This window comes from Sphingobacterium sp. WOUb80 (assembly GCF_050058145.1).
Classification (GTDB): domain Bacteria; phylum Bacteroidota; class Bacteroidia; order Sphingobacteriales; family Sphingobacteriaceae; genus Sphingobacterium.
In genome coordinates this window covers 5,827,031-5,852,398 of the sequence record NZ_CP165617.1, presented here as the reverse complement: position 1 = coordinate 5,852,398, position 25,368 = coordinate 5,827,031, and the positions used below count along the sequence as shown (strand labels likewise).

Sequence of the window (25,368 nt, the reverse complement as noted above, 5' to 3'; positions counted from 1 at the left end):
TCCTATATTCGTATACTATGTACGAATATTTCAATGGAAAATTAGCATATAAAGCCCCCACTCATGTTGTTATCGATGTGAGTGGGATTGGCTATTATGTCCACATCTCTCTTTATACCTTTTCCCAAATCAAGGATCAGGAAAATTGTAAATTATTTATTTCACTGCAAGTTCGGGAAGATTCACACACGCTTTACGGCTTTGCGACAGAAGGCGAGAAAAAACTGTTCGAAAATCTGATCTCTGTTTCTGGTATTGGCCCTAATACAGGCCGGATGATCCTCTCGTCAAACACACCCGATGAGATCCAGTCTGCCATTGTCAATGGCCAGGTTGCCCTGATTCAAAAGATTAAAGGAATTGGCCCTAAAACAGCACAACGTCTTATCCTCGAACTTCAGGATAAATTAAAAAAACAGGGCTTCGAAGCTTTGGCAACACCGATTCAATCTCAATCCGTACCGGACGAAGCATTGTCAGCACTAGTGATGCTCGGTTTCAACAAAGCCGCGGCAGAAAAAGTATTAAACGTCATTTTAAAGACCGAAAGCAATCTTTCCGTAGAGGATATGATCAAATTAGCATTGAAACGACTTTAATGCATACACATTTGCTGAACATATCCGATATTAATCATTAGATAACGGATGCGTACCGCTAATGCTGTAGCGTAAAAGATATAAAGGAACCTTCGGGTTCCTTTGTCATTTCCCGAACCTCAGTTTTGCAATAAATCGAGGACTAAAAAGGAAGCATCACAACAGCGATTTATTCTTTACAAAGGCGTAGCCCTTTTCTTCTTTTCGCTTTGGTTTTTAGGTACAGCAAACGGAGATTAAATAGGGACCAAATTCGGCCTTTTGACAGAGCTTGTTCAGTGATTGTTCAGTGCTTGTTCAGTGCTTGTTCAGTGATGAGTCAGTGTGGGCTGAATAAACACTGACTCATCACTGTCTCAAAATTGTTTAAAAATTGTGATTAGTTCGAACTTGGTATTAGGATTTTCCAGTTTTAACACCTACCTTATGTAAACTACAGCCTAATTAACCAATTGTAGCCATCTTTATAAATGGCGTTTATGAGACTTTTTCCGGAAAAAGCAGATTCCGTTGTGTTTGTATTGGCGACAATAGGAAATAATGTACGCTCTTTCCTTGCGTTAAAAAACAGGCGTCCACTCCTGAACAGCTGCTCAGTAGAACACGGATAGATACAGTTAAAAGGCATAAATTTTTCCACCTAAATTTGGATACTATTCCCCGAAGTAAAATATCCTCTTTAACAGACTAAACAAACGATTGATCTAGCCCAAACAGGCTGTTATCCAAGCTGCTTCTAAGTACCCAGAAACACGGTTAACAGTGTTTTCATACCCTATTTGTTACATTTTCTCTTTGCTAAAACGTATTTATTCACCTATTTTTAGGGCTTCTTATTTCAGTTATAATCTCACGCATGAAGAAACTATTTTCACTTGCGCTGGCTCTAAGTGTAGGAGCAGCAGTATTTGCGCAAGAAAAGAAAGATGCTACCTTGAACATTGTGCCATTACCGCAACAGGTTCAAATTAAAAATGGTACATTCAAAATCAACCCAAACACCAAAATCGCCTTTGATAACGAAGAGGACAAAAAAGTTGCAACATTATTTCAGGATTTCCTAAAAAGCAACTACAATCTCAATTTATCAGTAGTGAAATCAGCGAGCAGCAATACGATCTATTTCTCATCCAAAAATGCTAAATCTACTCATGCTGAAGCTTATGAACTTAACATCAGTTCGGACCGTGCGACTGTTAGTGGAAAAGCTGCTGGTCTATTTTACGGCATGCAATCCTTGATCCAGTTGCTACCTGTAGATAAAAAGGCCAGCATAGAAATTCAACAGGCTTCTATTCAAGATGAGCCTCGTTTTGCTTACCGTGGATTGCATCTCGATGTTGGCCGTCACTTCTTTCCGGTAGAATTTGTTAAAAAATACATTGATATTCTGGCATCTTACAAATTGAATACGTTTCATTGGCATTTGACAGACGACCAAGGCTGGCGTATAGAAATCAAATCACATCCAAAATTGACTCAAATTGGCGGTTACCGCAAGCAGACACTGCTGGGTAACTACAAGACAGATGGCGATTATGACAATACACCTTATGGTGGTTTCTATACCCAGGATCAAATCAAAGAAGTGGTTGCCTATGCAAAAGCTAAATATGTAACGGTTATACCCGAAATCGAGATGCCAGGACATGCATTAGCAGCACTTTCGGCTTATCCAGAATTGGGCTGTGGTGATAAGCCAGGACCTTACACAGCTGCTCAGACTTGGGGGGTATTTGACGATGTTTTCTGTGCCGGAAAAGAAGAAACATTCAAGTTGTTGGAAGATGTAATTGATGAAGTCATTCCCCTATTCCCTAGCGAATATATCCACATTGGTGGTGATGAGTGTCCAAAAACAAAATGGAAAACATGTCCATTTTGTCAAAAAAGAATCAAAGACAACAACCTCAAAGATGAACATGAGTTACAGAGCTATTTTATCCAACGTATGGAAAAATACATCAATAGCAAAGGTAAACGTATCATTGGATGGGATGAGATCTTAGAGGGCGGTTTAGCGCCTAATGCGACCGTCATGAGCTGGAGAGGCGATCAAGGCGCAATTGATGCAGCCAATCAAGGTCACGATGTAATCATTACGGCAAACAGCTATGGTCTATATTTTGATCACAAACAAGGTCCTGATCAAAACAGAGAACCTTTAAGTATCGGCGGACTTTCCACATTGAGCAAAGTATATTCGTCAGACCCAATGCCTAGCAAAATTGCTGAGAACAACAAAAAACACGTTTTAGGTGTACAAGCAAATATTTGGACAGAGTATATTGGATCATCCAATAAAGTCGAATTTACAGTGTTACCGCGCGTTTTAGCGCTTTCTGAAATTGCCTGGACACAGCCAGAGAAAAAGAACTGGAAAAATTTCTCAGAACAGCGTGCAGCAAATCAGCTGGCTAAACTTGACCAAACCAATACATTCTATCGTGTACCGGAAGTATATGGCCTAACAGATACCACCGTATATGCTTCAGAATATACGATCCGCGGGCTGAAACCTTCTGTAGAAGGGGCCAAAATTTATTACACCTTGGACAACTATGATCCTTCGGAATTAGATTTAGAATATACAGGTCCAGTAAAAATTACGGTTCCTAATGGCAAGGAACGTATTTTCAAAGCGGTTGTTGTAACGCCTTCCGGCAAAAGAAGCAACTACATTCGGGTGAACATTATCAACACAAAGAAATAATAACATTTGCCTGATAAGAAAGCGCTAATATTCTGTTAACTTTGAACAGCGTATTAGCGCTTTTTCATGTCATGTTACTTGCGTCACCATAAAACAGCTGTGGAGTTTTATGGAAAAGCAGAACATTTTGAGCATGACGTCCCTGGGGCAAATGCATGATTTTTTACATAGATTTTTATGGCAGAGGATTTACAAATAGCTAAAGGTAGCAAAGAAGAACAATATCAAAATTTACTTCCTCAGATTGGGGGACTATTGCAAGGCGAGCCTAATCAAATTGCCAATCTGGCTAACATCGCGGCTGCATTAAAAGAACAATTCAATTTTTTTTGGGTTGGCTTCTATCTTGTCGAGGGAGACGAGCTTGTATTAGGTCCTTTTCAGGGTCCTGTAGCTTGCACACGTATCAAAAAAGGCCGTGGTGTATGTGGTGGTGCCTGGGCACAGGAAAAAACATTAATAGTTCCCGATGTGGAACAATTTCCAGGGCATATTGCCTGCAGTTCGCTCTCGCAATCCGAAATTGTTCTACCGGTTTTTAAACAGGGAGAAATTATTGCTGTGCTGGACGTTGACAGCAGTGAACTAAATAGTTTTGATGAAGTCGATGAGAAATACCTGACGCAGATCCTACAACTTTTAGATAGTAAGTAAACGATCTGTACGACTAAAGTATAAAATAGCGTAAGTGTCAGTTGTGATTTCAAAAATCGCATCTTACACTTACGCTATTTTTTTTGTTTAAAGCATTAAACACCTGCTGATACAGCTAAAATAATAATCCAATCGATACCTAGAAACCAAAGCCTACCTGCAGGGTAAAACGGTGCAGATCATATTTTTTATCCATTTGTGTTGTTCCGTACCCTATGCTAGTGTCTGGTAAGTTTGCTGAGGGACGCGTATAAGTATCCTTTCGGCTATAGTGCTGATACCGGTATCCCGTTGCCAAAGACCAATATTTCGCTGAATTCTTAAATTTAAAGCGCCAACCCAGCTGTGGATTTACCAACAAGCCGCCCTGATATTCATATTTTAAATTGCTCTCGACTAGATTTTTATTCAAGAAAGCAAAACTATAGCCTAAATCCAATCCTGCAAAAAAACTACGTTTTCTGTCAGGGAATTCTACATAATTCACTTTGGCTGAGAGTGGTAAAAACCATTTTGATCCTTCATTGTTTACAGGATACCTATCGACCCCTGTATTTAAACCCAGAGCGATATTTTCATGGAGCTGCACCCCATGGAATGTATGCAGGCCAAATCCAGATTCGAGAAAAGCAGGGCCATAAGTAATAACCGAAAATTCATTATGATTTGTATATTTTTTTGTTTGGGCATCAACAGTTAAATACCCGAGAAGAGCCAAAATGGCAATCGAAAATCTTTTCATATCAGAATAATGAAGCTCTTTAAATAGTTTCTTAATTGGATCTAATAACTGGAATAGTGCTCAATTCCTTCAATTTGGCTTTATTGCTATAATCGTATTGATGTACACCTTTTTCTCCAACAACGATCAGCGATTTTGGTCCAGCGATAACATCTAGGCTCATCAGATCTTTGTGAGTTTCTAAAAGCTTATTACCTATTTGGCTAACATCACTGGCATCGAATGACTTCAATCCAAATTTTCCATCACAGACATATAAGGTTTGGTCTGCTAGCGCCAGGCCATAGGGGCTCTCCAAAGTGAAGGTATTTTTCAACATCGGTTTTCTCAGATCTTGGATATCGATCACTTCCAACAAATTCTGCAGTCCACCACATACCACGCCTGCACGTAAGGTTACAAAGGCATATTTCTCATTGACAACGACAGGATCACAGGCACGAATATGTGCATAACGTGACAGTTCTACGGGAGCAGATGCCGTCGTGATATCATAAATCACCATGCCTGTATTGGATCCGATAAACAGGCTATTTTTAAAGGGAAAAATTGTTTCGATACCAGGGCCTATTTTGATATCCTTTACATAGGCCGGTTTACTTGCATTCTGCACGTTAAAAAGGTGTAATGTTGTTTGATCTACAGCATATAGATGCTTATTGGCAATGGTAAATCGCGCCGTAGATCCTCCCTTTCCAGCTCCCGAATTGGTCTCATTATACATAATATCTTTTCGGTCATAGGGTGAATATTTATCTTTTTGGCTATAGCTTACCAGACTATCTCGGAATCCTGTAATGATACGATCGGCAGTGTTATTGAAGTAATCCATTTGAAGCAACATCTTAAACACATCCTTATTTCGTGTCAATAGTTTGGGGGATGGAGGGTTTTCGAGCTCGAAAGTCAATAGATCGGTAAAACTATCAGCATACAGCTTTCCGTCTAGAACAGCAAGATCCACATTGCCGGGAATACTCAAGAACGCCATCGCCAGGGGTTTTGACGGATCGACATTATTAAAGATATGAATGCCTTTCCCTGGCTCATTAATAAACAAGTAATCTTGATAAATATAGATCTTTCCAGTTTGAACAATTGCGGTAGGACTGCTTACGGGATTAGCTTTAGCCCGTATACTTTCCATTGTTTCAAATATGGGCACGCGAGCCAGATACATTCCTTTACTTTCGATTTTATCACAGCTCGCCAGCGCAATACAACCCAACAAAATAAGCCAGATTCTTTTCATAAAATATAACTATATGGTCAATTAAATTTATAATTACTATAGTTAACGATATAATTATGAATTCGCTACAGAGTAAATCTTTTTTTATCTGCTCAGTTAGTCCGTACCTTCTACCCAATCTTTTATAAACGAAATTCCCAGACTTTCACTAATTTGTCGTCACCGACACTAAAGAAATATTGTCCATTTTGCGACCATGCCCCTGCATTAACAGATAAATGATGACCATCCTGCATTTTCTCACGGCTTATATTTTTCAATAATGCGAAGTCATCTGTGGACCAGAATTTCAACGATTTGTCGCGACTGACCGTTGCAAAGATCGGAGCTTCGGGATGGGGATATATTCCGTATACGGTAAAAAGATGGGGTACAAAGGAGAAATTATTATTCAATTGGTTTGGATTCGAAACTACCAATTGCGCATCCCGTCCACCGCTTAACAATTTATTATGGACAAATGCGAGAGAAGTTGCGGGCATGCTATGCAATTTCAAATCAGCGATAACATGAAAATCAGTACTATCCAACGTATAAACCTGCCCATCTTTATCGCCCAATGCGATTCGTCCAAGTCCCTCATCGACAGCAATTGCCCTAATTGTTGTCGAGGATATACGCTTCTCATAAATACTTTGGTAGGTTGACAGATCAATTACATACAGAGTCCCGGCTTCTCCTACCGCAAGAAGTTCATTTTTCCAAGGCATATGAGCCAGCGCAAAGATAGCTTTAGTGCCTAGCTGTAGGCTGGCAACAAGCTTTTGCTCTTCCACATCGACAAAAAGCAATTTTCCCTCGCGCAAGGCGATCGCAAGAATCGACGTTCCTGTTATCAAACGTAACGCATAGACCGATGAACTGACTGCACAGAGAATACGCTTAAATGCATTCTGCTCAATATCCCATTCGACAACGCCCTTATCGTTACCAGCTGTAAAAAATGTGTGCGTATAATAGCCCTTCTCAACACAAAAAATAGGGTTTTGATGTCCTGGTAATGTCGATTTTAATGTAATATCCATAGTCATTTCGCTAATACTTCCGTTTTATACAGGATTGGGTATGTTACGTTCGTTTTTTATTTTATACGGGTAAATTCTTTACTGATCGACCAATATTCCTATAGCGATCAACATCGCCATTTGCCTTACTAGTCGCTAAAAACAAGAAGTGCAGTATATCCACAAATATACTGCACTTCTTAGATTATTTTGTCATCTTAGCTTAAAGCCTTCTCCCCATTTCGAATTTTGCCATCTTCCGATTTTAAGTGAGCTAGGAGCAAGAAGTAAGATGTCCCTTCAAATACCTATTGATGTCTGCTCTCGAGGTTTTTTGCGATTGTTTCCAACGAAAAGCCCTTCTCACGCAACAACACGATCAAATGAAACAATAAATCCGAAGTTTCATTGATAAAATCGTTATCCGTTTCGGTCAAAGCCGCAATGACAGTTTCGACAGCTTCCTCACCGACCTTTTGTGCAATCTTATTAATACCACGAGAACGTAGACGATTGACATACGATTCGTCCGAAGGATGTTCATAGCGATGGTTGACAATACGCTCTAACTCCAACAGAAAGTTTTGGTTAAAGTCTGTACTGAAACAGCTTCTGCTCCCTGTATGACAGGTAGGCCCCATTGGTTCTGCCTTGATCAAAACAGTATCCTTATCACAATCAACATGGATGCTTTTTACATTCAAAAAGTTTCCACTCTCCTCTCCTTTTGTCCAAAGGCGATTTTTGCTTCGGGAGAAAAACGTAACACGTTTCTCTGCTTGTGTCTTCTCCCAAGCTTCCTCGTTCATATAGCCTAACATCAACACTTCCAAAGTTTGGAAGTCCTGCACAATCACTGGAACGAGGCCGTCACTTTTTGCAAAATCTAACATGATTTTAGTATTTCAATTTTAAATTATTTTCGAAGAACCATGAGCTCTCTTTTAACTTCTCAAGATTTCATTCAGCAAGTTTATGACTTACTTCTCCTTGATCAATCTTGTTTCCTATCTTACGACAATTCCATTTTGACGCAAGGTAGTTTTAAGATCCGGAATCAATATTTCACCATAATGAAACACCGATGCCGCTAAGGCAGCATCTACGTTGGCTTGCTGAAAAACATCCACAAAATGCTGTTGATTACCAGCTCCGCCAGAGGCAATCAGTGGAATATGAATCTGGTCGTTTATTGCTTTTAAAAAAACATTGTCAAATCCATTTTTTGTACCATCATGATCCATTGAGGTAAGCAAAATCTCTCCTGCTCCACGTTCCTGCGCCTCAATAATCCAATCAGTAGTATTCAATTCCGTTTTAATTCGTCCGCCGCTCAGGTGGACAAAATTCTGCCCTTCGATGGATCTGGTGTCTACAGCAACGACAACAAATTGCGCTCCAAAAGCGGCAGCCATCTCATTGATAAGAGCAGGGTTCCGTACCGCAGCTGAGTTGATCGAAATCTTATCTGCACCGGCATTCAATAAAATATCAGCATCTTTGATTTCATTGATACCACCGCCTATTGTAAAGGGTATATTCACTTGACGTGCCACGGCTTTGACTAAATCAATTGTCGTTTTACGTCCTTCATGTGTCGCTGTAATATCCAGGAAAACGAGTTCATCTGCCCCTTGTTGAGAATACTCATAGGCCAATTCAACGGGATCACCCGCATCCCGGAGATCGACAAAGTTGACTCCTTTTACGGTACGTCCATCTTTAACATCCAAACAGGGAATTATACGTTTTGCCAGCATTTTAAAACCTGATTAACGATTTTAAATTCCAATCTTTGATTTCATCGATGGAGATTCTATTTTCATAAATAGCTTTACCCACCACAACGGATTCTACAGCCCCCAATTCCTGAAGTTTTTGGATATCTTCCATCGAACTGATACCACCAGAAGCAATTAACTTGATAATCGGAGAATGGTTCAGCAACTTTTGGTATAATTCAACACCTGCACCGCCTAATTTACCATCTTTACTGATATCAGTACATAAAAATCGAAAGAATCCTAAAACCAAGCATTTATCGATATATTCGATCAATTTGATTGGAGAGCTTTCCAACCAGCCGGAGTATTTGATGACTTCATCCAATACGTCGATCGCTATAACAATATGGTCTGCATATTTTACTTTCCCTTCGTTTAATGTAGCCAGCTCCTCCAAGAATGAAGGATTTGTGATCGCTTGTGTCCCTACGATAACACGATAAACACCCGCATCAACCAATTCTTTTACCTTTTCTATACTTCTGACACCACCGCCGTATTGTATTTTCATATCCGTCTTCTGGATAATGTCAAATAAATAAGCTTGGTTGCTAAAGTCTCCTTTTGCACCGTTTAAATCGATGATATGAACCAACTCCGTACCATTTGCACGGTAGTTTTCGATCTGTTCCTCTAAACTAATCGCATACGTTGTGACGTCATTGTAGTTACCCTCTCTCAAACGGACAACCTTTTTGTCCAAAACGTCTATTGCTGGAATGATATACATAGTCGAATATTTTTAGTCAAATTGAATAGTTGAAAAATTGAGCAACAACTGCTCGCCTGCTTTCCCGGATTTCTCCGGATGAAATTGTACCCCAAAGAAATTGTCCCTGGAAATCGCCGCCGAAAAAGGTGCTCCATAAACACATTTCGCCGCGGTATAAGTTGCATCGTATTCAATAAAATACGAGTGAACAAAATAAAAGTAAGTCTGATCTTCGATATGGGCAAATAAAGGATTATTTGCTTGCACGGAGATGCTGTTCCACCCCATATGTGGCACCTTACCTGCTTTCCCGACATCGAAATGTAACGTTTTCAAAGGAAATAGCTTCAACATTTCGGCATTTCCTTCTTCTGAAAAATCTGTCAGCAGCTGCATGCCAACACAAATACCCAAGACAGGCTTTCGCAGCTTTTTGATCGAGGGTACCAGACCGGATTGCTGTAGCTTGTCCATTGCTGCTCCAGCATGGCCTACCCCCGGAATGATGATCCGGTCATATTGATCGATCTCATCCGCTGTATTGACCATACCATAGGTAAGTCCAACACGATCCAGTGCCGCTGTCAACGAGAAAATATTCCCCGCACCATAATTAATAATTCCTATCATCTTACAATACTCCTTTTGTACTTGGCAATTGCATATGGTCGGCGTCACGTCTTACCGCTTTTTTGATAGATTTAGCAAAAGCTTTAAAGATCGCTTCGATCTTATGATGTTCATTCTCGCCCTCAGCTTTAATGTTTAAATTTGATCGCGAAGCATCTGAAAATGATTTGAAGAAATGAAAGAACATTTCCGTAGGCATGTCTCCGATCTTCTCGCGTTTAAATGCTGCATCCCATACAATCCAGTTACGGCCGCCAAAATCCAATGCAACCTGAGCCAAACAATCATCCATTGGCAAAGTATAGGAATAACGTTCAATTCCACGTTTATCACCTAACGCTTTCAAAAAGACTTCGCCCAATGCGATGCCTGTATCTTCGATGGTATGATGTTCGTCAATATGAAGATCCCCTTTTGCTTTGATGGTCAAATCAAGTGCTCCATGTCTAGCCAATTGATCCAGCATATGATCGAAAAACGGCAGTCCAGTTTCGATATCCGATTTGCCCGAACCGTCTAAGTTCAGCTGAATAAAAATATCCGTTTCATTAGTTTTTCGATGATGTTCGGCTGTACGTGTCCCTAATTTAAGAAACTCGTAGACAGTCTTCCAATCCGTTGTCTCTAAAGCTATAACAGTTGAATCGACCGCAAGGTTTTCCAAAGCCCCTAATTGATCGTTGGCACGCAGCCAAATTGCTTTAGCACCGAGGTTCTGCGCCAATTTCACATCGTTTACACGATCTCCAATAACGAAAGATTGGCTCAAATCGTATTTCGACGCATCAAAATACGCACCAAGCATACCAACTCCAGGTTTGCGGGTATCTGCATTCTCATGTGGAAAAGTTTTATCAATATGTTCCTCGGCAAACACTACTCCTTCTCCTGCAAACGTATCTATCACAAAATGATGGACGGGCCAGAAATTCTCCTCCGGATGGGAAGAAGTTCCTAAACCATCTTGGTTGGAAACCAAGATCAATTCGAAATCCAGCTCCTTTGCGATACGTGGCAGATACTGCAAGGCACCAGGGTAGAATTTTAATTTGGCAAATGAATCGATCTGTTCGTCTTCAGGTTCCAAAATCAATGTTCCATCTCGGTCTATAAACAGTACACGTTTTAAGTTATCAGGCATAGTATTATTTATTGATTTGATTAAGTTTTTCTAACAATATTTGATTTTCGGCAGGTGTACCAACAGTAATCCGAAGGCAGCCTTCGCAGAGTTCAACTTTGGACCTATCTCGAACGACAATTCCATATTGAACCAAGTAATCGTAAACCTCACGTGGTTGATCCATCTTGACCAGTATAAAATTGGCATCAGAAGGTGTAATATGCTGTACATAGTCCAGCTCAAGCAGTTCGCGTACCAGTTTCTCACGTTCGGCGACCGTCTCCTTGATCCAGTCATTGACTTGATCAACCTGATCCAAGGCCTCCAATACGATATCCTGCGTAGCCTGATTAATGTTATAGGGTGGCTTTATTTTATTGTAAACAGCTATAATCTCTTTGCTTGCAAAAGCCATTCCCAACCGTAAAGCTGCAAGTCCCCAGGCTTTGGACAACGTCTGCAATACCACTAGATTGGGGTATTCAGCCAGTTCTTGCGTAAATGATTTGACAGCAGAAAAATTAATATAAGCTTCATCCACAACAACAAGCCCCTGAAAATTATTTAAGATCGCCTCAATATCCTGACGACGGATTGAGTTTCCTGTTGGGTTATTGGGAGAACAGATAAAGATCAATTTCGTATGTGCATCTATTGCATTGGCAATACCATCCAAGTCAAGCTGGTAATCGGCAGTCAGGTTTACCTTTTTGAAAGCAACATCATTGATGTTCGCAGAGACTTCATACATCCCATAAGTCGGCGGAACCAATATAACATTGTCAACACCGGGGGTACAAAATGCACGGTATAAAATATCTATGGCTTCATCACTTCCATTTCCCAAAAAGATATTCTCTGAAGGTACACCTTTTATTTTAGAAAGTTTTGCTTTAACTTGATGTTGGAGAGGGTCTGGGTATCGGTTGTAATCATGGTTTAGTGGGGATCCAAAAGGATTTTCATTGGCATCAATCAATATGGATGCCTCCCCTTTAAATTCATCTCTTGCGGATGAATAAGGTACGAGCTTCTTAATATTTTCCCGTAGTAGGTTGTTTAAGTTGAATGGATTATCCATTATAAAAAAATTAGAGCCGTAAACTTAGATAAATTGTTCATCATATGCAATACAATAAGCAATTATTCACCTGTGGTCATTGGTCCATCAATTGCATATCAGCTCATCTTGCTAAGAAACTTGCTTATACCTCTTCCTTTCTACCCCTTGAGCGTCTCTCTTTTAGCGGTATTTCCTTGGCTGTAACAAAGCTGTCGTTGGAAAATAAACGAAATTCACAAAAAATTACACCGAAAACCATCTACCTTCCACAGAGAGTTCCGTATTTGGGAATACAGTTCTCGCTTCTTCCAATAGAGGATTTAAGTCTCTGTACCGAGCTGAATAATGACCTAATAGCAACTTCTTTGCGTGAGTTTCCCGGGCGATCTCTCCAGCTTCCAGCGCTGTTGTGTGAAACGTCTCTTTTGCGCGATCGACCATATCGTGCAAGAATGTGGACTCATGGTACATCAGATTAGCCTTTTGCACATAAGGCAGATATTCTGGCGTCCGTACGGTATCCGAACAATACACATAGCTGCGCGATAAGGGAGCAGGAAGGCTCAGCTCATCTGCCGTATACACTTTACCACTTTCATCGACGTAATCAAATCCTTTTTTAATCATCGGAAAATACACGGTAGGTATATTCAGTTCCTGGACCACATCGCCCAGCAATGTTCGGGCTCGAGGTCCCTCGTCAAAGCGGAAGCCAGTACAAGCGATACGATGTTTTAACGGAAATGTACTTACTTTTAAAGTTCTATTTTCAAAAATAACGCCCGGCCGTTCAGGTGAAATCGGATGAAAAACAAGATTATAACGTAAAACTGTTTCGGAATGCAAAAACTGTACATCCAAAATCTCCTTTAATGCAGAAGGACCATACAGATGGAGATCACTTTTCCGGCCGACAAGGTGCATCGATGAGAGTAGCCCCACCAAACCCAAATAATGATCCCCATGTAAATGGCTAATAAATATATGTCCTATGCGATTGCTTTTGATACCATATCGGCTGAGCTGCATTTGTGTACCTTCCCCGCAGTCGATCAAAAACAATTGCTCATTAAAGTTCAGCACTTGGCTAGTCGGATGACGATCAAATATCGGGGTCGCCGAGCTATTTCCTAATATCAGAACTTCAAACTTCATATCAATCTTCAATTGTCCCCCGATACTCAGATTCCAATTCGTGCGCAAAGATTAAATCCTCGGCAACCTTTAGAGATGGTGCAATTTTCAACGATTTATCCAAATGCGACACCCGAACCATATCCATCAATGTGGGACAAAGATTAACCAGAATGAATATGCCACCAACAGACTGACACAAACGATGAGCAAGCACTCCTAAACGGATGCCCACCTCGTCCGTTTGCTGAACGTGGATCATGTCCAAAACAATATTCCGTTGTCCAATCGTATTCCGCAACAAAAATTCTCCTTTGAGTTTAGCGGCATTATCCGCATCAATCACATCGACATGAGGTTCTATGACAATATAGCGATCGTGTTTATCAATGGTATACTTCATTAGTCTATCTCCTTTGTTTGAGGATACAATGTACTAATAATTTAGCGTTTTCAAGGCGTTTGCGACATTTCTTTCCACACGCTCCAACACGTTTTCTTGATCAGGATACACAAATTTCTCTCCAACAATGTGCTCGTACAACTCAATATAACGCTCGGAGATCGAAGTGACAATCTCATCGGTCATCTCTGGAACAACTTGACCATCTTTCCCTTGGAAGCCGTTTTCGATTAACCATTTGCGAACAAACTCTTTTGACAACTGCTTTTGTGCCTCGCCTTTTTCCTGACGCTCCTGGTAGCCTTCCGCATAAAAATAGCGAGAAGAATCTGGTGTGTGAATCTCATCGATCAACACAATTTTCCCATCTTTTTTCCCAAATTCATATTTTGTATCCACCAAAATTAATCCCCGCTGTGCGGCAATTTCGGTACCTCTTTGAAACAAAGCTTTGGTATATTGTTCCAATTGAACATAGTCCTCTTCACTTACGATACCCTTTTTCAAGATATCGACACGTGAAATATCTTCATCATGTCCAACCGCTGCCTTTGTTGTCGGCGTAATAATTGGTTCTGGCAATTTATCATTTTCTTTCAAGCCTTCTGGTAATGACTCCCCGCATACTTCACGTTTGCCGGCAGCATACTCACGCCATGCATGTCCTGACAAGTAGCCACGAATAACCATTTCTACTTTAAACGGCTCACATAGTTGACCGATAGTTACACTTGGATCCGGAACAGATACGACCCAATTTGGAATAATATCCGCCGTAGCCTTTAAAAATTTGGCTGCAATTTGATTCAACACTTGCCCTTTATAGGGTATAGGACGTGGAAGTACCACATCAAATGCCGAAATACGGTCTGAAGCTACCATCGCCAAATAAGTATTAGCAATCGTATACACATCGCGTACTTTTCCTCGGTAAAAAGCAGTCTGATTTTCGAAATTGAAATTTGTTTCTTTTATAGCGTTCATGTTCAAAGTAAAATTCAAATGTAAGTAATTGTTCATTTATGTCTGCGTTCAAAAGCATTCATAAATGTAATAGCTTTATTTTACGAGCTCGCTGTGCTCGATTTGCATGGTCCCAAATCATTAACTTTGAGCACAGACCAATTAAATATCGCCGTATGCTTCTAAGATGCGACGCACCAGTTTATGGCGAACCACGTCTCCGCCGCTGAGATGGATAATGTCAATCCCTTCGATATTCTCCAATAAGCGAATCGATGTAGATAATCCAGATTGATTTTTCTTTGGTAAATCGACCTGTGTCATATCACCTGTAACGATAAATTTTGCCGTTGGCCCCATACGTGTCAAAAACATCTTCAGCTGCATATCCGTAGCATTTTGAGCTTCATCCAGAATTACAAAGCAATTGTCCAATGTTCGTCCACGCATAAACGCTAACGGAGCGACTTCAATGGTCCGATTTTCCAGGTAACCTTTCAGCTTTTCCGCTGGAATCATATCGTCTAAAGCATCATAGAGTGGTCTCAAATACGGATCTACCTTCTCTTTCAGATCTCCTGGCAAAAAACCAAGATTTTCACCAGCTTCCACCGCCGGCCTCGTTAGAATGATCCTTTTGATTTCTTTATTTCGAAGTGCTCTAACAGCTAAGGCAACTGCCGTATAGGTCTTTCCTGTACCTGCTGGTCCTATAGCAAATAAGATGTCATTTTTCGAAATACTATCCACCATTTTCCGCTGATTGGCAGTGCGCGCACGTACGATCAGTCCATTAGGTCCATAAACGATCGGTTCGGATCCGAAGGCAGCATGTTTGGCCGCCAGTTCCTTTTCCTGTTGGGCAGCAGAACCTGCGTTTGCTCCTAGGAGATTTTCAAAATCCAATAAAGTAATGTTGTTAAATTTCTCCAGATGAGCCATGACTTCCTTAAACGATTGCTCAAACAGATCTAATTCCTTCGCGTCTCCCAACACCTTCATTTCACTTCCCCGAGCTACAATCCGCAGTTTTGGGAATTGCTTCTTCAAATAATCGAAGTGCTCATTGTCTGCTCCCCATAATATGGGCAAATTCAGACCATCTAATGCAATTAGTAATTCGTTCAAATTTTATCCTATTTAGAATTAATTAGATTGTAGCCATTACACAACATCGTCCCTGTATAATACTATTCAAAATTAACGTATTCTAACGAAACAACCAAGAAGATACAGTGCACAAAAAAGGATGATTTAGAAGGCTATGGAAACAAGAGACAAGGGGATGCAAAGATTTCCTTATGCACAAAATGTTCGCTATGTTTGTGTATATCAATCGAAAAAAGACAGATTCAAAATAAGTTATCCAATTAGCTTTATAAATCATCTGATAAATAGTAATTTTGTCCACTATTTAGATAAATTTAAGGGTATATTTAAGGGAATTCGACAGCAATTCGATCTAGGATTTAGATTATAATGGCAGTAATTACATTAACAACAGACTTAGGACACAAAGATTTTTATCAAGCCGCGTTAAAAGGTAGTCTTTTATCGCAGTTGTCTGGTGCCAATATTGTTGATATTACCCATGAAATTCCAGCATTCAACATCCCTCGGGCGGCCTTTGTATTGGGTAACGCTTACCACTATTTCCCGAAAGGAACCGTTCACATTATCGGAATTAACACCCTGTTTCATGAAGAGTCGAAATATATCGGCATGAAATACAACGATCATTATTTCGTCGGGGCCGACAATGGTATTTTCAGTCTATTGCTAAACGGCAATGAACCACAGGAACTGTATGAGCTCAACTTAATGCAAGACCTTCGGTATCTTCATTTCCCCCTCGCCGATATTCTTTCTAAGTCAGCTTGTCATATCGCCAAAGGAGGCAAACTAAAAGAGATCGGCACCCCAATGCAGCAACTCATCGAAAAAGTAACTTTGCAGCCTATCTTTGATAAAGACATGATCCGGGGCAACGTCATTTATGTTGATGCTTTCGGCAACGCCATTACCAATATCTCGAAAGATCTTTTCAATAGAGTTCAAAAAGGGCGTCATTTTGTCCTTTATTTCAAACGTAATGAAACCATTACCAACCTTTCCTGGCATTACAACGAAGTCGGTGAAGGCGAGAAGCTTTGTTTATTTGGTATTTCAAATTACCTGGAAATTGCCATCAATAAAGGTAATGCAAGTCAGCTCCTTGGACTTCATGACGACGACTCCAATGTAATTCGTATAGAATTTAAAGATTAATTTCATAAATTCATTGGTGGTATTTACCTACCGCCTTATTTTTACCCTCGGCCAGTTTCACCCGTAGGGCTGAAATTCAGGTATAGCATCGCGGCAAAATAAAATTTCAACGCGTACGTTATTCTTAATTAAATAGTTGATTACACAGATCGTCCAAATACATGATAAAATCTTTAAGATCCCTTTCTTTACTCACCATTTTATTTTGCTTCGTTGGACAGACCAAGTCGCAAACTAATCCAGACTCAACCGCATTTGAAGTACAACGGAGCCATGTCAATGACCTATTGGATGCCCGACAACAAAAATTCGGCGCCTATGACACGAGCCTCACGCAAAAAACAGGACTTTTTGGTCTATTCAAATCAAAAGGTGACATGCAAAAAAGCATTGATATCCTTAAAGATATCGTTATCACCGACAACAATATATTCCTAGAGACTCAAAAACTATTGAAAATCAAAGATTTTGAAAAGGATAAATTCCAGCAACTGGCAACAGACTACGACAAACAGGTCTCAGCTTACATAGGCACGATAAGTAAGCTTCAAAAAGAAAACGAAAAATTGCGGACACAAGTAAACAAAACATCCGGCAACGGAGGTGTAAGTAATATCCTCCTGTACGTTGCTTTACTTGTCATCTTGGTTTTAGGCTATTTACTTTATAAAAACCGTGCACAGCAATTAGCGGCAAAACATCAAAATTTAGGCTAAACCTCCTCATGTGCAAGCATTTTTAAAATAGCAAAACAGCCGAAACAGCTGTTTATCTTAGAAAAAGTGAGATTCAGGTTAAAAAATTGACTAAAGTATGATAGCAAAATATTTTTAATCTCTTTACATTTGTCCTCGCAACAAAATTTGAAGTAGCGGATATGGCAAGAGGATTCAACAGCGGTAATAAACAAGAAGAAGATCTACCAAAACCAAAATTGAATAAGGAGCTCCTATTGAGAGCATCTAAATTAATGACCTATTTAAAACCTTATCGGTTTAAATTTGGGGTCGGCATGTTTTTCTTGGTATTATCCAGTTTGGCCATGCTGGCGTTTCCCGCTTTGCTTGGTGCCATGATTGATGCTGCACAAGGCAAGCAAACTTATCCTTGGCTAACCCCACAAGTATATTATATCGGTGGAATTGCCTTTATCATTCTATCGTTTCTGTCAGTCGTTTCTTTCTTTCGCATACGCATCTTTGTAGAGATTGCAGAACGTACATTGGCCGCACTCCGCAAGGATACCTACCTCAAACTCATTTCATTACCAATCGAATTTTTCGCCAATCGTCGTGTTGGGGAATTAAACAGCCGCTTGTCTGCAGACCTTTCACAGATTCAGGATACGTTAACAACAACATTGGCTGAAATTTTAAGACAGTTGATTAGTCTTTGTTTCGGTGTCTTTCTTTTGGTTTGGGTATCCCCCAAACTGGCTCTCATGAACCTTTGTATTTTACCGATTATCGTTGTAGCGGCCATTATTTTCGGAAAATTCATCCGTGAACTATCACGGCAGGCTCAGGATAAAATGGCAGAGTCCAATAGTATCGTTCAAGAGACGTTATTGGGAATAAGCAATGTAAAGGCATTTGTGAATGAATACTTCGAGTTTAACCGCTACAGTAATCAGATGGATTCAGTCGTAAAATTGGCAGTCAAAGGAGCTACTTTCCGCGGTGCTTTTGCCTCTTTTATTATCTTCTGTATTTTCGGTGCTGTGATCGCTGTGATCTGGTACGGAGCAGCATTAGTTTCTATTCATGAGATGACTGTCGGTGACTTAACGACCTACATATTGTATTCGATGTTTGTGGCAGGCTCTATGGGCAGTTTCCCCGAACTATATGCTAACATCCAACGTTCCTTGGGCGCAAGTGAACGGATTTTAGAAATTTTGGATGAGCCACAGGAAAACCTGAATGTAAAACCCACTTGTAAGGAAGTCCACAAGACCATGACCGGAAAACTAAGCTTCAACCACGTTGCTTTTTCTTATCCAAGTCGTCCCGATATTGAAATTTTGAAAGACATTAACTTTACAGCCAATGCTGGTGACAAAGTTGCCATAGTCGGGCCAAGCGGAACCGGTAAATCAACAATAGCTTCGTTGATCTTACAATTCTATACTGCCAACAAAGGCGAAGTCTGTTACGACGACAAACCAGCATCCGATTTTGAACTTTGCGATATCCGCAACCAGGTCGCTATCGTACCGCAAGATGTTCTGTTATTTGGTGGTACAATACGTGAGAATATCGCCTATGGCAAACTAGAGGCTACCGAAGATGAAATTATAGCAGCCGCAAAACGTGCCAATGCCCATCAATTTATCTTAAATTTCCCTGAAGGCTATGACACGGTCGTTGGTGAACGCGGCGTCAAACTCTCTGGCGGCCAGCGTCAACGTATCGCCATTGCACGTGCACTGTTAAAAGATCCGGCAATTCTTATCTTGGACGAAGCTACTTCTTCCTTAGACTCTGAATCAGAAAGACAGGTACAGGATGCATTGGAAGAATTAATGCGTGGACGCACCTCAATTATCATTGCCCACAGACTATCCACGATTGTAGACGCTGATAAAATTATCGTTGTTGAAAATGGCATCGTATCTGAAAGCGGCACTCACTTTGAACTACTCCAAAAGGAAAGTGGTCTCTATCAGCATCTCTATAATCTTCAATCCAAGCAGCAGAAGATTGATATGTAAAATTTTGTTAATTATTGATTCTTTTTAAACAAATTCACCCAGAGATTGTTCATTTGGTATCATACTTGATTATCATTTGAATATATAACAAAATAGAAGAATTATGAAAAATAGCAAAAATGGATTAGTGGCATTTGCTTTGGTAGGATTAGCTGCGGGAGCTGCTGCATGGTATCTTTTAGGAACTGATGATGGAAAAAAACAACTAGATCGTGCAAATGATGGCATTAAAAGCTTAACTAAGTCATTGAAAGATCTTTCAAAAAAAGAAGCTAAAAAAGCCCAAAAACTAGCCAACAGAGCTTCCGCCGAGTTGGACAATCTGAAGTCTAAAGCTCAGGCTGCTTTTAGCAAAGCTTCGGACGATGCAGATGCACTGAAAAACAAAGCAAAAGAAGCCGGCAGAGAAGCTTTGGACCACGCCAACAATGCCGCTCAAAATTTGGCAAGCAAAATCGACAATACGACTGATGCTGCAAAGTCCAAAATTTCTAATGCATAAGTAAAAAAACAGCTTTTTTAAGAATTGATGGTTTTGGTCACTCTCGCGGTCAAAATACATTTGTATCTTTGCGGTATATGACTTTACTGCAACAGGTAAAAACTTTAATTCTTAAAGACATCATTCTGGAATGGCGTTCAAAATATGCTATTAATGGAATTCTACTATATGTCGTATCAACTGTTTTCGTCTGCTATCAAGCGTTTAAATCAGTTGATACGACTACTTGGAATGCATTGTTCTGGATCATTATGCTCTTCGCTTCGATCAATGCAATCAACAAAAGCTTCGTTCAAGAAAATCCCAATCGACAACTCTATTATTACTCTCTGGTCGATCCCAGAGCAATTATTTTAGCGAAAGTCATCTACAATATGATGATGATGACCCTTCTTGCCATCATTGCCTATTTCGTCTATTCAACGATATTCAGAAACCCTATCGGTGACCCGGCCCTTTATTTTGTTGCCGTTATCCTTGGCAGCATCAGTTTTGCCACTGTTTTTACCATGATCTCGGGCATTAGTTCCAAAGCAGGTAACAACAGCACCTTAATGGCCATCTTAAGTTTCCCCGCAATTATCCCTCTATTAATCGTATTAATCAAGCTATCTCGCAATGCAATAGAAGGCCTGGAAAGGGCATCGAGTAGCAAAGAAATAATCGTATTACTTGCAATTAATGTAATCACCATCACTATTTCTTTGTTGTTATTTCCGTACCTTTGGCGAGATTAAATTTTAGAATTGAGAACAAACTAAATTCAATTTATCCATGAGAAAAAAATGGTGGAAAATATTAGCAGTAATGATTATCTGTGCTGTCATTATCAATGGTCTTCTAGGCCCAGTTCCCCGCCTCTTCATCCTTCACGAAAGCATACGCAATGTCTATTTCCATGTTCCGATGTGGTTTGCCATGATTTCGATGTACCTCGTATCTGTCATATACAGTATTAAATACTTAAATACCGGAAAGCAAGAATATGATCTTATGGCCATAGAAGCTGTAAACACAGGAATCACCTTTTGTTTTCTTGGGCTTGCGACAGGTATGCTTTGGGCAAACATCACCTGGGGAGAGCCTTGGCCAAATGATCCTAAGCTGAATGGCTCCGCCATAGCGACATTGATGTACCTAGCTTATCTGGTTCTTCGCAATGCATTGGATGAAGAGCAAAAAAGAGCCAAGATCTCTGCTGTGTATAATATCTTCGCCTTTCCCATTATCATCGTATTGATCTATATTTTACCCAAACTAACGGATTCCCTACACCCAGGCAGTGGGGGCAACGGAACATTTGCGGATCTTCAGATGAGCAATGAGCTACGCCCTACATTCTACAGTTCGGTTATTGGATGGATCCTAATTGCAACGTGGATCTGTACACTCCGTTATAGAATGCGTTTATTGGAGAGAAAACAAGAATTGAGCGCTTAGCGATATCGAATCTTTTATAGCTAAGAAAATCAATACAGACTATAATTTAAACAAATAAAAACCATCATCATTTATTCAAACCGTATGAAACAAGTTCATGAATGCAATAAAAAACACATTGCACATGAATAATCAAATAGGAAATGAATAAATCTGATAGCTTCAAGACAATAAACAACAAACCGAGTGAAAGAACTCATTTATACCAATGAGCATAACACTTAATAAATATTTTAAACAAATGAAAAAAATAACATTGTCAATCGCCTTATTACTCTTATCAACTTTGAGCACATTTGCACAAGATGATGTCGATATGGCGACCGGATTACGTAGTGAAGGTAAGATCTACGTTGTTGTATTGGTCATGTTGGTCATTTTTCTAGGTTTGGCTTTCTTCCTCTTCTTGCTCGATCGCCGTATCAGCAAATTGGAGAAAAAGAATAAATAGTATTTTATTGATCCCATACCATGATTATAAGTCAGTTTAGAAATTATTCACCAATAAATATTTTATTTCTATCCGTCGTAGGTTTTATTCTATGCTTAGGCATATTTCTGCACCTTCCGGACAAACTTGATTCTGTAATCTTTGAGCCTGCTTTGGGGAATCTTTTGGGAGAAAACAACTTGATCAATCTCTCCCCTTCAACCAATGTTTTTATCACATTGATCTTGACGATCTTTCAGGCTACAATACTCAATCGCATCACCAGCCATTTTAATCTGTTAGGGAAACCCAGTTTCCTGGTGGCGTTAATGTACATGACGCTTGCCAGCTTATTTTTGCCATTCCTAGTACTCTCTCCAACCTTAATCTGCAATTTTATTTCGATATGGATGTTAAGCAAACTGCTCTCCCTCTATCGGCAGACAGATGTTAAAGCCGAAATGTTTGATCTCGGCATGATCGTGGGCATAGGAAGTCTGATCTATTTTCCATTTCTGAGCATGTTCTTCTTATTGTGGATAGGCTTGCTCATTTTTAGGCCTTTCAATTGGCGAGAGTGGGTCACACCATTATTAGGTCTTGCAACGGTCTATTTTATCTTGGCAGTTGTCTATCTTTGGACGGGTAAAATGGCGCAATTTTACACCATTTGGTTGCCATTTACTTACAAATTTCCTACAGCTATCCGCATTCAATTAGTCGATTACCTCGTCCTCGTTCCCGTAATCTTTACCTTGATCCTCTTTCTACTGGTATTGAAAGACAACTTCTTCAAAAGTGTGGTGCATATTCGCAAGTCATTTCAGTTACTGTTTTTTATGTTATGTCTGGCGATAGTATCCTTCTATTGGAATAAAAAACTAACAGAGGCTCATTTTCTGCTTTGTGCGCCTTCTATAGCCATCTATATGGCATATTATTTCACTTACGCCAAAAAGAAATGGTTTTTTGAGGTCGTATACGCCATTATAACACTAACCATAATCTACTTTCAATTTTTCTAAACAACTGTACAATAAGCGTTTAACCTTTTTTAACAAAATCGGCTTAACAAGCTCGCAAAAATTGAATAGTTTTGTATGCGATTAAAAGCAAAGAACATTTAATATAAGAGTCAGATAACTCGAAAATTTCACTAAAACTAAATAAACATTAGTTTCTCAATTTTATAGATTGACCATGCAGAAACGCTTCACAAGCTCTCTAAGAAATAAATCACTCCAACTGTTGTTAGCAGGTGGAATTTTAGCTAGTTCTACTACCGCATTTGCACAAAAAACGACATCCGCATCACCTTACTCTCAATTTGGACTTGGTCAGATGCGCGAAGATTTATTGCCACAATATAGAGGGATGGGTGGTGTCAATACCGCTATCCGGAAAATCAATAGCGTATACAATACCAACCCAAGCAATCCTGCATCTTATTCTGCAACACAGTTTACAACCTTTGATGCTGGTTTATATGGGAATTACACCCAATTAAATTCGACAACAAGATCAGACAATACGGCTGACTTTGCTTTTAGCCATATCACCATGACTTTCCCAATGAAACGATTTGGCGGTATCAGCTTAGGTATCCTTCCCTATTCAGATATAGGCTATCGGACATCCTCAACAGGAACCACCGATTCTGACCCCTATACTAAAGTTTTTACGGGCGAAGGTGGTTTAACAAAGGCATACGCTGGCTGGGGCGTACGCATTGTGAAAGGCTTGAGTATCGGTGCCAACATGTCTTATCTATTTGGAACATTAAATGATTATAGCCGTGTAGAATTTTTGCCTTCATCTGGTGCATTAAATGTACAACAACAAAATAAACGTGAAATCCAGGGGATTATCTTTGATTATGGTTTACAATACGAACAACCTTTAAATAAAGAGTATTCACTTACCTTCGGTTATTCGGGATCCCTGAATAATGATATTAAAGAGAGGACAACAATATTTAATACAAGAACAACACCTTCAACAGATCCGGACAACCAAAATATCCCTTTGGATAGTACCTATGTTTCGGATCGTAGTAGCAGACATTTGACCCTTCCGTTGAAACATAATGTCGGTATCACGCTTGCCCGTAGCAATCGCTGGCTAGTGGGTGCCGATTTTAAATACGCAGATTGGTCCAGATTTCAAACAAGAAAAGGAGAAAATGAGCTTCGTAAGAATTATGGCGTAGCCATTGGGGGGCAGATTACACCAGATGTTACTTCGCTCAAATATTTAAACCAAGTAGACTATAGAATTGGTTTCAGATATAACAAAACACAATATTTCTTGAGTAACCAAAATATCAATGACATGGCGGTTACAGTAGGGGTAGGATTACCGTTGGCAAGAAATCAATATTCAGGAGCGTTCTCTAAAATCAACTTCTCTGCCGAATTTGGCCAAATGGGTAAAATCAGCAATAATCTCCTACGTGAACGTTATATTAACTTTAATATCGGCTTTACCTTAAATGACCGCTGGTTTAGAAGAACACAATTTGATTAATAGCATGGTACGCAAAACTTTTGCCTTATCCATCATCCAAAATATATCGCCCCTAGTAATCTTATTTTTACTAGGGGCGCTGTCATTGACCTCCTGTGAGCCTGATCTAAAAGAAGTAGACCGACTTGCTAACATGAAAAAAGAAGAGGCGGTCGACATTTCTCGTCATGTTGATATTATCTATAGCGATTCCACACGGGTAAAAGCGAATCTCACTGCGCCCGAAATGCGCATTAAACATGATAGTACCGAAGTCTACGAATTTCCAAAAAGCATCAAAATCATCTTTTACGATGACCATTTGAAGGAAACTCAACGCATCACTTCCGACCACGCCATTCGAAGGGAAAAAGAAAAGACGACCACCTTTACAAAAAATGTAGTCGTTACCATGGCTGATGGTTCTATCATCAAAACCGAGGAAATCATCTACGACGAAAGTAAGGCCGATAGCAACAGCAACATGACCTTTTATAATCATGTTCCGATTACGGCGTTCTTTCGGGATAATCGGGGAAACTTACAAGGCTCATCATTTACTTCGGACAAGGATTTTAAACATGTCAATATAGCCAACGCAACCGGGTATACCGTCATTACCAACAACAACCTCTTCCCATCGCTAGGTAAATAGCCGATCGCAGGGCATCAACCTGATTTCTATTTGGCGTAAATATCTAGGTGGCTCTGGATAATTCACTCCCTCGCCGATT

At 39.9% G+C, this 25,368-nt stretch carries 26 protein-coding genes; 13 read left to right on the top strand and 13 right to left on the bottom strand.

Annotated features, from left to right (window positions below; genetic code table 11):
• The first annotated feature begins 17 nt into the window (after positions 1–17).
• The 3 genes from ruvA to AB1Z56_RS24260 all read left to right on the top strand — a co-directional run bounded on the left by ruvA (position 18) and on the right by AB1Z56_RS24260 (position 3,966).
• Positions 18–599, top strand: coding sequence for a Holliday junction branch migration protein RuvA (gene ruvA / locus AB1Z56_RS24270; RefSeq protein ID WP_313268934.1), 582 nt, complete (start codon positions 18–20; stop codon positions 597–599).
• 856 nt (positions 600–1,455) lie between these two features.
• Positions 1,456–3,312 carry a beta-N-acetylhexosaminidase gene (locus AB1Z56_RS24265; RefSeq protein ID WP_426790374.1) on the top strand — a complete coding sequence of 619 codons (1,857 nt, stop codon included), beginning with the start codon at positions 1,456–1,458 and terminating at the stop codon, positions 3,310–3,312.
• Positions 3,313–3,489: 177 nt separating this feature from the next.
• Positions 3,490–3,966, top strand: a complete 477-nt coding sequence (locus tag AB1Z56_RS24260) for a GAF domain-containing protein (protein ID WP_309364702.1) — start codon at positions 3,490–3,492, stop codon at positions 3,964–3,966.
• A 139-nt stretch (positions 3,967–4,105) separates the two neighbouring features.
• Here the strand turns inward: AB1Z56_RS24260 and AB1Z56_RS24255 are convergent, their stop codons facing one another.
• From AB1Z56_RS24255 to AB1Z56_RS24195, 13 genes are all read right to left on the bottom strand, one after another.
• Positions 4,106–4,708, bottom strand: a complete 603-nt coding sequence (locus AB1Z56_RS24255) for a hypothetical protein (RefSeq protein ID WP_309364704.1) — start codon at positions 4,706–4,708, stop codon at positions 4,106–4,108.
• 31 nt (positions 4,709–4,739) lie between these two features.
• Positions 4,740–5,960: an LVIVD repeat-containing protein gene (locus tag AB1Z56_RS24250; protein WP_426790373.1), complete on the bottom strand. Its 1,221-nt coding sequence runs from the start codon at positions 5,958–5,960 to the stop codon at positions 4,740–4,742.
• 122 nt (positions 5,961–6,082) lie between these two features.
• A complete protein-coding gene (locus AB1Z56_RS24245; RefSeq protein WP_309364708.1) occupies positions 6,083–6,985 on the bottom strand; it encodes a WD40 repeat domain-containing protein in 903 nt (300 codons plus the stop codon).
• 287 nt (positions 6,986–7,272) lie between these two features.
• Complete coding sequence (gene hisIE / locus AB1Z56_RS24240; RefSeq protein ID WP_309364710.1) at positions 7,273–7,857, bottom strand: bifunctional phosphoribosyl-AMP cyclohydrolase/phosphoribosyl-ATP diphosphatase HisIE; 585 nt, start codon at positions 7,855–7,857, stop codon at positions 7,273–7,275.
• 114 nt (positions 7,858–7,971) lie between these two features.
• Positions 7,972–8,724 carry an imidazole glycerol phosphate synthase subunit HisF gene (gene hisF, locus AB1Z56_RS24235; RefSeq protein WP_309364712.1) on the bottom strand — a complete coding sequence of 251 codons (753 nt, stop codon included), beginning with the start codon at positions 8,722–8,724 and terminating at the stop codon, positions 7,972–7,974.
• A 1-nt stretch (position 8,725) separates the two neighbouring features.
• Entirely contained in the window at positions 8,726–9,478 is a 753-nt protein-coding gene (locus tag AB1Z56_RS24230; RefSeq protein WP_309364714.1) for a HisA/HisF-related TIM barrel protein, read from the bottom strand.
• 12 nt (positions 9,479–9,490) lie between these two features.
• Positions 9,491–10,090 carry an imidazole glycerol phosphate synthase subunit HisH gene (gene hisH, locus AB1Z56_RS24225; RefSeq protein ID WP_426790372.1) on the bottom strand — a complete coding sequence of 200 codons (600 nt, stop codon included), beginning with the start codon at positions 10,088–10,090 and terminating at the stop codon, positions 9,491–9,493.
• 1 nt (position 10,091) lies between these two features.
• Positions 10,092–11,231, bottom strand: a complete 1,140-nt coding sequence (gene hisB / locus AB1Z56_RS24220) for a bifunctional histidinol-phosphatase/imidazoleglycerol-phosphate dehydratase HisB (protein WP_426790371.1) — start codon at positions 11,229–11,231, stop codon at positions 10,092–10,094.
• 4 nt (positions 11,232–11,235) lie between these two features.
• Positions 11,236–12,294: a histidinol-phosphate transaminase gene (hisC, locus tag AB1Z56_RS24215; protein WP_426790370.1), complete on the bottom strand. Its 1,059-nt coding sequence runs from the start codon at positions 12,292–12,294 to the stop codon at positions 11,236–11,238.
• 225 nt (positions 12,295–12,519) lie between these two features.
• Positions 12,520–13,431, bottom strand: coding sequence for a ribonuclease Z (locus AB1Z56_RS24210; RefSeq protein ID WP_426790369.1), 912 nt, complete (start codon positions 13,429–13,431; stop codon positions 12,520–12,522).
• Position 13,432: 1 nt separating this feature from the next.
• Positions 13,433–13,813 (bottom strand): STAS domain-containing protein, encoded by a 381-nt coding sequence (locus AB1Z56_RS24205; RefSeq protein WP_309364723.1) that lies wholly within the window; start codon positions 13,811–13,813, stop codon positions 13,433–13,435.
• A gap of 33 nt (positions 13,814–13,846) precedes the next feature.
• Positions 13,847–14,797: a phosphoribosylaminoimidazolesuccinocarboxamide synthase gene (locus AB1Z56_RS24200; RefSeq protein WP_309364725.1), complete on the bottom strand. Its 951-nt coding sequence runs from the start codon at positions 14,795–14,797 to the stop codon at positions 13,847–13,849.
• 141 nt (positions 14,798–14,938) lie between these two features.
• Entirely contained in the window at positions 14,939–15,904 is a 966-nt protein-coding gene (locus AB1Z56_RS24195; RefSeq protein ID WP_309364726.1) for a PhoH family protein, read from the bottom strand.
• Between the two features lie 351 nt (positions 15,905–16,255).
• On the opposite strand from AB1Z56_RS24195, the gene AB1Z56_RS24190 reads away from it, so the two are divergent.
• The 10 genes from AB1Z56_RS24190 to lptC all read left to right on the top strand — a co-directional run bounded on the left by AB1Z56_RS24190 (position 16,256) and on the right by lptC (position 25,289).
• Positions 16,256–17,044, top strand: coding sequence for an SAM hydrolase/SAM-dependent halogenase family protein (locus tag AB1Z56_RS24190; RefSeq protein WP_309364728.1), 789 nt, complete (start codon positions 16,256–16,258; stop codon positions 17,042–17,044).
• A 161-nt stretch (positions 17,045–17,205) separates the two neighbouring features.
• Positions 17,206–17,760, top strand: a complete 555-nt coding sequence (locus AB1Z56_RS24185; protein ID WP_309364730.1) for a hypothetical protein — start codon at positions 17,206–17,208, stop codon at positions 17,758–17,760.
• Positions 17,761–17,921: 161 nt separating this feature from the next.
• Positions 17,922–19,757, top strand: a complete 1,836-nt coding sequence (locus AB1Z56_RS24180) for an ABC transporter ATP-binding protein (protein WP_426790368.1) — start codon at positions 17,922–17,924, stop codon at positions 19,755–19,757.
• A gap of 103 nt (positions 19,758–19,860) precedes the next feature.
• The gene (locus AB1Z56_RS24175; RefSeq protein ID WP_070563336.1) at positions 19,861–20,259 is read left to right on the top strand and encodes a hypothetical protein; all 399 of its coding nucleotides are present in this window, start codon (positions 19,861–19,863) and stop codon (positions 20,257–20,259) included.
• A 77-nt stretch (positions 20,260–20,336) separates the two neighbouring features.
• Positions 20,337–20,996, top strand: coding sequence for a heme exporter protein CcmB (locus AB1Z56_RS24170; protein ID WP_309364734.1), 660 nt, complete (start codon positions 20,337–20,339; stop codon positions 20,994–20,996).
• Positions 20,997–21,033: 37 nt separating this feature from the next.
• Positions 21,034–21,699 (top strand): cytochrome c biogenesis protein, encoded by a 666-nt coding sequence (gene ccsA, locus AB1Z56_RS24165; protein WP_293905317.1) that lies wholly within the window; start codon positions 21,034–21,036, stop codon positions 21,697–21,699.
• A gap of 241 nt (positions 21,700–21,940) precedes the next feature.
• Positions 21,941–22,150, top strand: a complete 210-nt coding sequence (locus tag AB1Z56_RS24160) for a CcmD family protein (protein WP_309364737.1) — start codon at positions 21,941–21,943, stop codon at positions 22,148–22,150.
• 20 nt (positions 22,151–22,170) lie between these two features.
• Positions 22,171–23,154, top strand: coding sequence for a DUF6427 family protein (locus AB1Z56_RS24155; protein ID WP_309364738.1), 984 nt, complete (start codon positions 22,171–22,173; stop codon positions 23,152–23,154).
• Positions 23,155–23,329: 175 nt separating this feature from the next.
• Positions 23,330–24,655: a hypothetical protein gene (locus AB1Z56_RS24150; protein ID WP_309364740.1), complete on the top strand. Its 1,326-nt coding sequence runs from the start codon at positions 23,330–23,332 to the stop codon at positions 24,653–24,655.
• A 4-nt stretch (positions 24,656–24,659) separates the two neighbouring features.
• Positions 24,660–25,289: an LPS export ABC transporter periplasmic protein LptC gene (gene lptC, locus AB1Z56_RS24145; protein ID WP_309364741.1), complete on the top strand. Its 630-nt coding sequence runs from the start codon at positions 24,660–24,662 to the stop codon at positions 25,287–25,289.
• Positions 25,290–25,368: the final 79 nt, after the last annotated feature.